We start from the raw sequence: 7,854 nt of genomic DNA, 5'->3' as shown, positions 1-7,854 counted from the left end.
CCGCCTATGTCCCGAATCGCAAAGTCACGAAAGAACCTCTTGACTCTTCACAGCTAGGGCCCGTGTGGATCAACTGCTGCTGGCGATGGCAAGCACAGTGCGCACGAGTTCGGCGCGACGGGCGTGCAGGCGATCGACAGGCCCGCCGACGCCGATGCTCAGGCGCTGCCCACGGATCGGTGTGGCCAACAGCGTCGCGATGACGCCCGCGCCTTGTGTCGCGAGGTTGGCCGATTCGTAGTAGCCATGCTCGCGTGCCCATTCGACGGCGCGCATGGTCGTCGCGTTCTTTGCGACCGGTCCCGTCCTGCCCGGTTCGGCGTTGTAGCGCCGAAGCAGACGGCCGATCCGTTCGTCGTCTTGCGTGCTGAGCAACATGATGCCGCTCGCCGTGCGGTGCATCGGGCGCATGGTGCCGGGCGAGGGCGAAAAACGCAGGACGTTCTGCGACTCGATGACCGAGAGGTACTGCAGCAGGATGCCGCTCTGGCGCCCCAGCAGCACCGTTTCGCCTGTTTCGTTCGCCAGTCGCCGCAACGCATCCTGGACCGCATCGCGCTTGTGCGGAATGCGCGTGGCCCAGTCGCCGAGGAACGCAACGCGCACCGAAGGGCAGTACTCGCGCGTGGTCGCGTCGAACTCCATGTAGCCACGGGAAACCAGCGACTTCAACAGCATGGAGACACTGGACTGCGGGGCTTCGAGTTTCTGCGCAATGGTGGTCACGCGCAGCGGCCGACGCTCGGCGTCGAAGAGTTCGAGCAGATCAAAGACGCGGATGGCTGATTTGACGAGGCCGTTCTGCACTGGGGTCTTCTGGTGGCTGGGATGAAACCGACGTTGCCATTGTCTCAGCCCGCGCACAACCCAAAGAGGTCCCGTCGAATCTCAGGGCGCCTGTTCTACCTCGCTGCCACGATCACATGCGCCTGGATTTTCCCTTCCACCGGCCCGGTGCCATACCGGCTGGCAATCGCTTCCTCCATGCGATCCGTCGCGACCTGAAGCATGCGCGCATCGCGCGCCTCGATCTCGTTGCGCAGCGGCGTTCCCTGGCAGTAGCCCATCGCGACTTCGGCTGCGGAGGGTGAGCGACTCAGCTTCTCGTGCGTCTGGGTCTCGACGTTGGTGAATCCTGCGCGGCCCAGGTCGTCGCGGATCAACGCGAGGTCGTGGTAGCCGTAGGGCGTGCGGGTGAGAAAGCGCGGCGGGTCGTCCGGAAACATCGTGGCAAGGGCCTGGCTGACGACATCGGCGAAGGCGTTGTCTTCGATGCGGTCCCAGACGCTGAACACAAAGCGCCCGCCGGGCTTGAGCACGCGACGCGCTTCGCTGTAGCCGGCGACCCGGTCGGGGAAGAACATCACGCCGAACTGGCAAAGAACCACGTCGAACGTGGCATCGTCGAACGGCAGGGCGAGCGCGTCGGCCTGTCGCCATTCGATGCGGCTGTCGGCGGATTGCCGGGTGGCGGCGTGATCGAGCATGGCCGGGTTGAGGTCGGTCACCACGTAGCGCGCATCGGCGCGCAGTTGGGGTGCCAGCATCCGCGTGACGGCACCGGTGCCGGCCGCGGTCTCCAGCACTGCGCCGGGCGAGAACGCAGCGACGAGGGTCGCCACGTCGGTGGCGTAACCCTCAAAGATCAATGGGACCAGCAGCGTGTCGTACAACTTCGGGATCGAGCCAGAGAACGCCTTGTCGCTTTCAGTCATGGGAACTCCTCGAAAGCTCTGAACGGTGCTTTTCTTGACCCTTCATTGCAGAGCGGGCGGGCTCCCTTGCGTCCACGAATCCGGCACGGGCCTGAGGCCGGGCGACGGAGCCGAGGGGCCATCGTGGACCTGCGGGGCGGCGTCGTCAACGCTACCCTGTGGGTACCGCAGATGTTGCCGGGCGTTTCCGGCCCGCTGACTGGAGGCCTCGGCGCCTTAACGGCCGCGGTCCCCGTCGCGCACCGACTCGATGGTGCCGTTGTAGATGCGCACGATGCCGAAGAAGGTGCCCGGCCCGCGGTCGTAGGTCCACTCTTCCATCGGCACGCACTGGTTGGCCAGCACGGCCTCGGGGCCGCCCGGCCGATAGGGCGTGAGGATCCAGCCGAGCTGCACCATCGGCACGCAGACTGCCTGCCGGTACACCGGCTCGCCGCAGGTCTGGAGCAAGGTCGCGGGCGATGCGCCCTTGCCGACGAGGTAGCCGTTGCAGGCGAGGGACTGCGCGGCGGCGGAGCCGGCAGCCAGCAAGGCGGCTGCTGCGATCGACAGCCCGGCGGCCAGGCGTGCGAAACGTCGTCTTGAATGCTTCATGCGCTCATTGCTCGCGAATCAGTTGGGCATATCGCCAGACACCCCAGACCGCGCCGACGGTGAGGCCGATCGCCACGCTCCAGCCTGCCGGCACATCGAATCCGAACGCCAGGAGCAGCATCAATCCGGTGCTGACGAGCGCGATGAAGACCAGCGTGACGAAATCGAAGCGCGCAACCTCGAGGCTGTCTTTCGCCACGTTGCGGCTGCGGTAGCCGCGCTTGCGGCGCACGCCGCGGAACAGCAGGACGTCGAGAACGAAATCGAAGATGCCGATGACAAGATCGGCCAGGATGCTCCACATCGGGACGCTCCATTTGCGTTGGCTCACTGACACCCTGGGTTGTCGCTGTTCTCACGAGGGTCCGACCCGGGTGAAGCGGCGGAGCCGGCGAAATGGTAGCGTGGTTTGCGCCCCATCCCACGCAGGCGCATGGCGGCTGGAACCCGTCAAGCCGCCATGAACGCCGACGGCGTCTGCCCCAGCTTCTTCCGGAACATCGTCGAGAAAGCGCCGGGGCTGTCGTAGCCCAATTGAAGCGCGACGGTGGTCACCGGCTGGCCCCTCGCCAACTGGGCCAGGGCCGACAGAAGGCAAGCCTGGCTTCGCCATTCAGCGAACGTCATTCCGGTCTGGAGGCGCGGCGACTTATTTGGCCTTGTCGTCCACATCGACGTCCTCGTTCGGGCCGTGGCATCTGGGGTACGTCGATCTGCGTGCGGCAGCGGCGCTCGTGGTGGATTCGTGGATCGGCATCCGCGTCGCCGCGCTGTGGATCGGGCGCATTCCGGACCGCCTCCACGCCAAGGTCTACCTGGCCTTGTTGATCGTGGTGTTCGGGGCGATGGCGGGGGGCTGACGCATGTCGGCGTCGTTCCCGTTTCAGGCCATCGACGCACCGAGCAGAAAATCCGTGACCTCCTCCGAGAACACGCTGCGCCGCGCACCGATGCGCACGCTGTCCGCGTTCTCCGGATCGGGCTGCGCGGAGGGCATGCCATGGTCCACCAGGGCTTGGGCGCAGCCGACCCAGTCGCCCCCTTCGACGGGCGCATTCAGCGAGGCCCATGACAGGGTGCCGCAGGCGTTGTCGCCGAAGCCGTGCGGTGCCTGCCAGTCCGCGCCGTGTTCGAGCAGGAACCGGGTGAGCACCGCATCGCCGCGGAACACGGCGTGGTTGAGCGCCGAGGCATCCCAGTCGCCACCGCGGACCTCGAGCGGCCAGCCGAGCGTGACCATGACCTTCACCGCATCGCCGCAGCCCTGCGCAGCGAGCTCGGGCAGCAGGCGACGCTGCGTATCGTCGAGCGTGCCGATGAGATCGGGATGCTGTGCCTGCAGCGCTCGCGCCGTGGCTTCGTCGCCACGCGCGCAGGCCGCGATGAAAGCCTCGCTGATGGAAAGCGAGGCGGGCGCACCGCTTGCCGCCTGCAGCAACTGCGCGACCTCGGTCAGTCCGAAGCGCAGAGCGATGGTGTGCGCGGGCGTGCCGTCTTGCGTGAACACGTTCGGGCGTGCGCCGGCGGCCAACAGGGCTTCGATGTGCGCCGGCGAGCGACGGCGGCGAATGGCCCACAGCAACGGCGAGCCCCAGTCCGAGATGGGCGCGCCTTGCGGCTGTTCGTTGGCATCGCCGCCGTGCGCGAGCAGCAGGCGCAGCGTCGCGACGTCGTCGAGGTCGAGCACCCGGTACAGCGCGTTCGAACCCGTCACGCGCGCGCCGGCTTCCAGCAGCAGCGTGGTGCAGGCGGGCTGGTCCAGCGAGTGGTAGAGCGATTCGCCGTCGTTCGGATCGGCGCCGGCATCGAGCAGCAGCTTCGTCAGTTCAGGGTCGTGGTTCTGGCCAGCCGCACCGTACAGCGCGGACAGCCGCTCGGTGTCTGCGGGTGCTTCGAGCGATGCGGGAGGCCAGCGATTGCCGGCCGATTGATCCGGCGATGCACCGGCGTCGAGCAGGAACTTCGCGCACGCGTGCAGACGCTCGCGACAGTCCGGCAGTTGCATCAGGCCGGAGTGCGTGACAGCCACGAGCGGCGGCAGTTGCAGCGGGCCGCCCGCGCGATGAACCCATGCCGGGTCTCGAGCCGTTGCATGCCGCAGCGCCGCTTCATCGCCGATGGCGCAGGCCAGGTACGGGTCGCCACCTGCCAGAAGGGCAGGGTTCTCGTCGACCATGCGCAAGGCCACCGCCGGCCGCGCGCGGTTCATGCCGCCGGCGATGTCGCCTGCATACACGAGGCGCAGCCAATGAAGCACTGCCTTGGCCGGGTCATCGACCTGCGCCTTGCGGGCAAGGACAAAACCTTGCAGGTCGGCCCACGATGCAAAGCCGTATTCGCGCGCCACGCACGACTGGGCATCGTGCAGGCGCAAGCCCTGGGCTGCGAGGGCGGCGTCGGTCTTGCCCGATGCGGCTGGCAAGGCGCTGCGAAATCGGTGAAGGGCCGTGGGGGCGTTGCTGCGGTAGAGCGCAAGCAGTTCCTTGGCTTGCTTCTTCAGGTGGCCGATGTCGGGCCGGGCGGGAATGCGCTTCATGGAAACCTCCGTGCATCAGGCGCCGATGACCCGCAAATCCGGCTGCACAAAAGGCTGTGGATCGTCATGAAGAAGGCAAGTGGGTTCAACCCTTCCCGCGGGCCCGGGCGCGGCTTGCACCGCGGGTCGGATGGTAGTCGATCATGGCACCGCGACAGAAGGCGCTGAAGCCCCGTCACTGCTTGCAGGCCACGATGAAGGGGCGGTTTTCTCCGCCCTTCGTCGCATGGTTCTCGGCGGCAATCACCTCGAAGCCGGCAGCCTGCAGTTGCGAACCGAGTTCCGCCGCCCGGAACACACCCGCATGCGGCGCCAGCCCGATCGCGCGCATCGCGGGCAGCACGGCCAGCCGCAGCAGCGGGTTCATGTCACCGAGGCAGGGCGTCTTGGAGATGAACAGGCCCTGCGGTGCGAGCAGGGCGTGGATGCAGCGCAGCGTGCCGGGCAGGTCGCGGACCAGGTGGAGGTAGTTGAAGCCGATGACGATGTCGAAGGGGCTTTCACTCGATGCCAGCGTCTCGGCAGTGGCTGCGCGGAACGCTAGGTCGGGAATCGGTGCGGCGGCGCGTTTCTCTTCGGCGATGGCGATCATGCCTTCGGAGATGTCCGTCGCCAGGTACGCGCGAGCGTGGTCCGCCAATCGCAGTGCCGTCGTGCCGGTTCCACAGCCCAGTTCGAGCACGCGCGCGTCCGGCTTGAAGAGCGCGCGGGTGCGGTCCAGCGTGCGCGCGTAGCCGGCCTCGTCCGCGATGGCGCTCTTGGCGTAGCGGCGCGAGGTGCGGTCCCAGAATCTGGCGTCGTTCGCGAGGCTCATGGTCTTCGTTGGGCAGGGTGTGGGTGAGTGCGGCGCACTTTAAACCGCCGGTTGCTTGCTGTCCCCGATTTGCGCCGCTTCGCCTGCCATGTCGCTATGCTGGCGCCCGCCAATCACTCAAAAAAAGAGACTCTCATGACCATGCGTACTTCGTCCTTCTTCTCCCTGCGTTCCGTCGCCCTGGCCTGCGGCCTCGCGCTCGGCGCTGCGGCCATCGTGCACGCGGCCCCCGATGCGAAGCTGCTTGCCGCTGCCGAGAAGGCGCAGCCCGCCGTCATCGATAACCTGAAGGAGATGGTGTCGATCGAGTCGGGCAGCCTGAACGTCGACGGCCTGATGAAGATGGCCGACGTGATCGAAGGCCGCCTGAAGGCCGCCGGGTTCAAGACGGAGCGCCGCAAGGCCTCGGCCGGCGCGGGCGCCGACATCGTCATCGGCACGATCAAGGGCACGGGCAAGCGCAAGATCATGCTGCAGAGCCACATGGACACGGTGTACGCGCCCGGCATCCTGAACAGTCAGCCCTACAAGGTGGACGGCAACCGCATCTACGGTCCCGGCATCGCCGACGACAAGGGCGGCCTCGCGGTGATGATGGCGTCGCTGAAGATCCTGGCCGACGCGGGCTGGCGCGACTACGACACGCTCACGGTGCTCGTGAACCCCGACGAAGAGGTGGGCTCGGTGGGTTCGGGCGAACTCATCGCGACCACGGCCGATCTGCACGACACGGTGCTGTCCTTCGAGCCAACGGCTGCGAAGGCCGTGGTCAAGGGCGAATCGCTGCTGCTCGGCGCGGCCGGCATCGCGCAGGCCACGCTCGAGGTGAAGGGCCGTGCGGCGCACGCCGGCGCCGCGCCCGAGCTGGGCCGCAACGCGCTGTATGAGCTGTCGTACCAGATGCTGCAGACCAAAGACCTCGCCAAGGACATCCCCGGCGTGACGCTCAACTGGACCGTCGCGCGCGCCACCGGCCCGATCAACCAGATCACCGAAAAGGCGCAGGCGCTGGGCGACATCCGCATCACGCAGCCCGGTGCCGAGAAGAAGCTCACCGAGGCGCTGCAGGCCAAAATCGCCAGCGGCAAGCTGATTCCGGATACCGAGACGACGGTGAAGGTCGAAGTGGGCCGCCCGGCGTTCGTCGCGGGCCCCAAGGGACGCGCGCTGGCCGAGAAGGCCCAGGCGATCTACAAGGAACTCGACCGCGAACTGGCGCTGACGCCGATGACCGGTGGCGGCACCGACGCGGGCTTCGCGGGCCGTTCGGGCAAGGCCACGGTGGTCGAGAGCTTCGGCCTCGCGGGCTTTGGCTACCACGCACGCGACGAGTACATCGAGGTCGATTCGATCGTGCCGCGCCTGTACCTCGTGACGCGGCTGCTGACCGAAATCGGAAAGAACTGACGCCGCGCGGCGCCGTGCGTCCGCGCCTGCGGGCTCACTGCGCCGGAGGGTCACCCGGACGGCGGCGTTGCGCGGCGGCTGCCGCTGCCGCTGCCGCTGCCTGAGCTTGCTGCTGCTGTGCCTGCTGGCGCCGCATCTGTTCCTGTTGTTGCTGTTGCTGGCGCGCCTGGTTCTGCGCCGCTTGCTGTTGCTGCTGCATCTGCTGGCGCTGTTGGGCCTGTGCGGCTTGCTGCTGTTGCATCTGCTGCTGGCGACGCGCCTGTTCCTGCTGGGCCTGGCGTTGTTGTTGCGCGGCTTGTGCCTGTTGCTGCTGCAACTGCTGCTGACGACGCGCCTGCTCTTGTTGAGCCTGTTGTGCTTGTTGCTGCACCTGCTGCGCACGCCGGGCCTGTTCTTTCTGCGCCTGCTGTTGCTGGGCGGCCTGGGCCTGTTGCTGCTGGCGCCGTAGCTGTTCCTGTTGCGCCTGCTGCTGGCGACGTGCCTGCTCCTGCAGGGCCTGTTGCTGTTGTTGCTGCTGCATCTGTTGTCGCCGGGCTTGTTCTTGCTGGACGTCCTGGCGTTGCCGCTGCGCCTGTTCCTGCTGCTGCTGACGCTGGCCCTGAGCCGCTTGCTGCTGCATCTGCTGTCTGCGGGCCTGCTCTTGCGCNGTCCTGGCGTTGCCGCAGTGCCTGCTCCTGTTGCGCTTGCTGCTGGCGGCGTGCCTGCTCCTGCTGGGCTTGTTGTTGACGCTGCTGGTTCTGCGCGGCCTGCTGTTGCTGCGCCTGCTGACGACGGGCTTGTTCCTGCGG

Annotated in this window: 10 protein-coding genes; 3 read left to right on the top strand and 7 right to left on the bottom strand. The window is 67.2% G+C overall.

Features of this window, described 5'->3' with window-relative positions; all coding sequences use genetic code 11:
* Nucleotides 1-69: 69 nt before the first annotated feature.
* The 5 genes from ASD34_RS23055 to ASD34_RS27935 form a co-directional block, all read right to left on the bottom strand.
* The gene (locus ASD34_RS23055; RefSeq protein ID WP_056582805.1) at nt 70-807 is read right to left on the bottom strand and encodes an IclR family transcriptional regulator; all 738 of its coding nucleotides are present in this window, start codon (nt 805-807) and stop codon (nt 70-72) included.
* 95 nt (nt 808-902) lie between these two features.
* A complete protein-coding gene (locus ASD34_RS23050) occupies nt 903-1,715 on the bottom strand; it encodes a class I SAM-dependent methyltransferase (RefSeq protein WP_056582803.1) in 813 nt (270 codons plus the stop codon).
* Nucleotides 1,716-1,931: 216 nt separating this feature from the next.
* Nucleotides 1,932-2,309, bottom strand: coding sequence for a DUF2845 domain-containing protein (locus ASD34_RS23045; RefSeq protein ID WP_056582801.1), 378 nt, complete (start codon nt 2,307-2,309; stop codon nt 1,932-1,934).
* Between the two features lie 4 nt (nt 2,310-2,313).
* Nucleotides 2,314-2,613: a hypothetical protein gene (locus ASD34_RS23040; protein WP_056582800.1), complete on the bottom strand. Its 300-nt coding sequence runs from the start codon at nt 2,611-2,613 to the stop codon at nt 2,314-2,316.
* Between the two features lie 146 nt (nt 2,614-2,759).
* Entirely contained in the window at nt 2,760-2,936 is a 177-nt protein-coding gene (locus tag ASD34_RS27935; RefSeq protein ID WP_235510213.1) for a helix-turn-helix domain-containing protein, read from the bottom strand.
* Between the two features lie 26 nt (nt 2,937-2,962).
* Between ASD34_RS27935 and ASD34_RS27930 the strand changes: the two genes are divergently transcribed.
* Complete coding sequence (locus ASD34_RS27930) at nt 2,963-3,169, top strand: hypothetical protein (protein WP_235510212.1); 207 nt, start codon at nt 2,963-2,965, stop codon at nt 3,167-3,169.
* A 23-nt stretch (nt 3,170-3,192) separates the two neighbouring features.
* On the opposite strand, the gene ASD34_RS23030 is transcribed toward ASD34_RS27930, so the two are convergent.
* Nucleotides 3,193-4,845, bottom strand: a complete 1,653-nt coding sequence (locus ASD34_RS23030) for an ankyrin repeat domain-containing protein (protein WP_056582798.1) — start codon at nt 4,843-4,845, stop codon at nt 3,193-3,195.
* A 175-nt stretch (nt 4,846-5,020) separates the two neighbouring features.
* Nucleotides 5,021-5,659 (bottom strand): class I SAM-dependent methyltransferase, encoded by a 639-nt coding sequence (locus tag ASD34_RS23025; protein WP_056582796.1) that lies wholly within the window; start codon nt 5,657-5,659, stop codon nt 5,021-5,023.
* Nucleotides 5,660-5,794: 135 nt separating this feature from the next.
* On the opposite strand from ASD34_RS23025, the gene ASD34_RS23020 reads away from it, so the two are divergent.
* The gene (locus ASD34_RS23020; protein ID WP_056582794.1) at nt 5,795-7,066 is read left to right on the top strand and encodes a M20/M25/M40 family metallo-hydrolase; all 1,272 of its coding nucleotides are present in this window, start codon (nt 5,795-5,797) and stop codon (nt 7,064-7,066) included.
* 67 nt (nt 7,067-7,133) lie between these two features.
* Nucleotides 7,134-7,514 (top strand): hypothetical protein, encoded by a 381-nt coding sequence (locus tag ASD34_RS28550; RefSeq protein WP_056582792.1) that lies wholly within the window; start codon nt 7,134-7,136, stop codon nt 7,512-7,514.
* Nucleotides 7,515-7,854 lie beyond the last annotated feature (340 nt).

The sequence above is a fragment of the Variovorax sp. Root473 genome (genome assembly GCF_001426505.1).
Classification (GTDB): Bacteria; Pseudomonadota; Gammaproteobacteria; order Burkholderiales; family Burkholderiaceae_C; genus Variovorax.
This window is presented reverse-complemented; position numbering and strand designations above follow the sequence as displayed.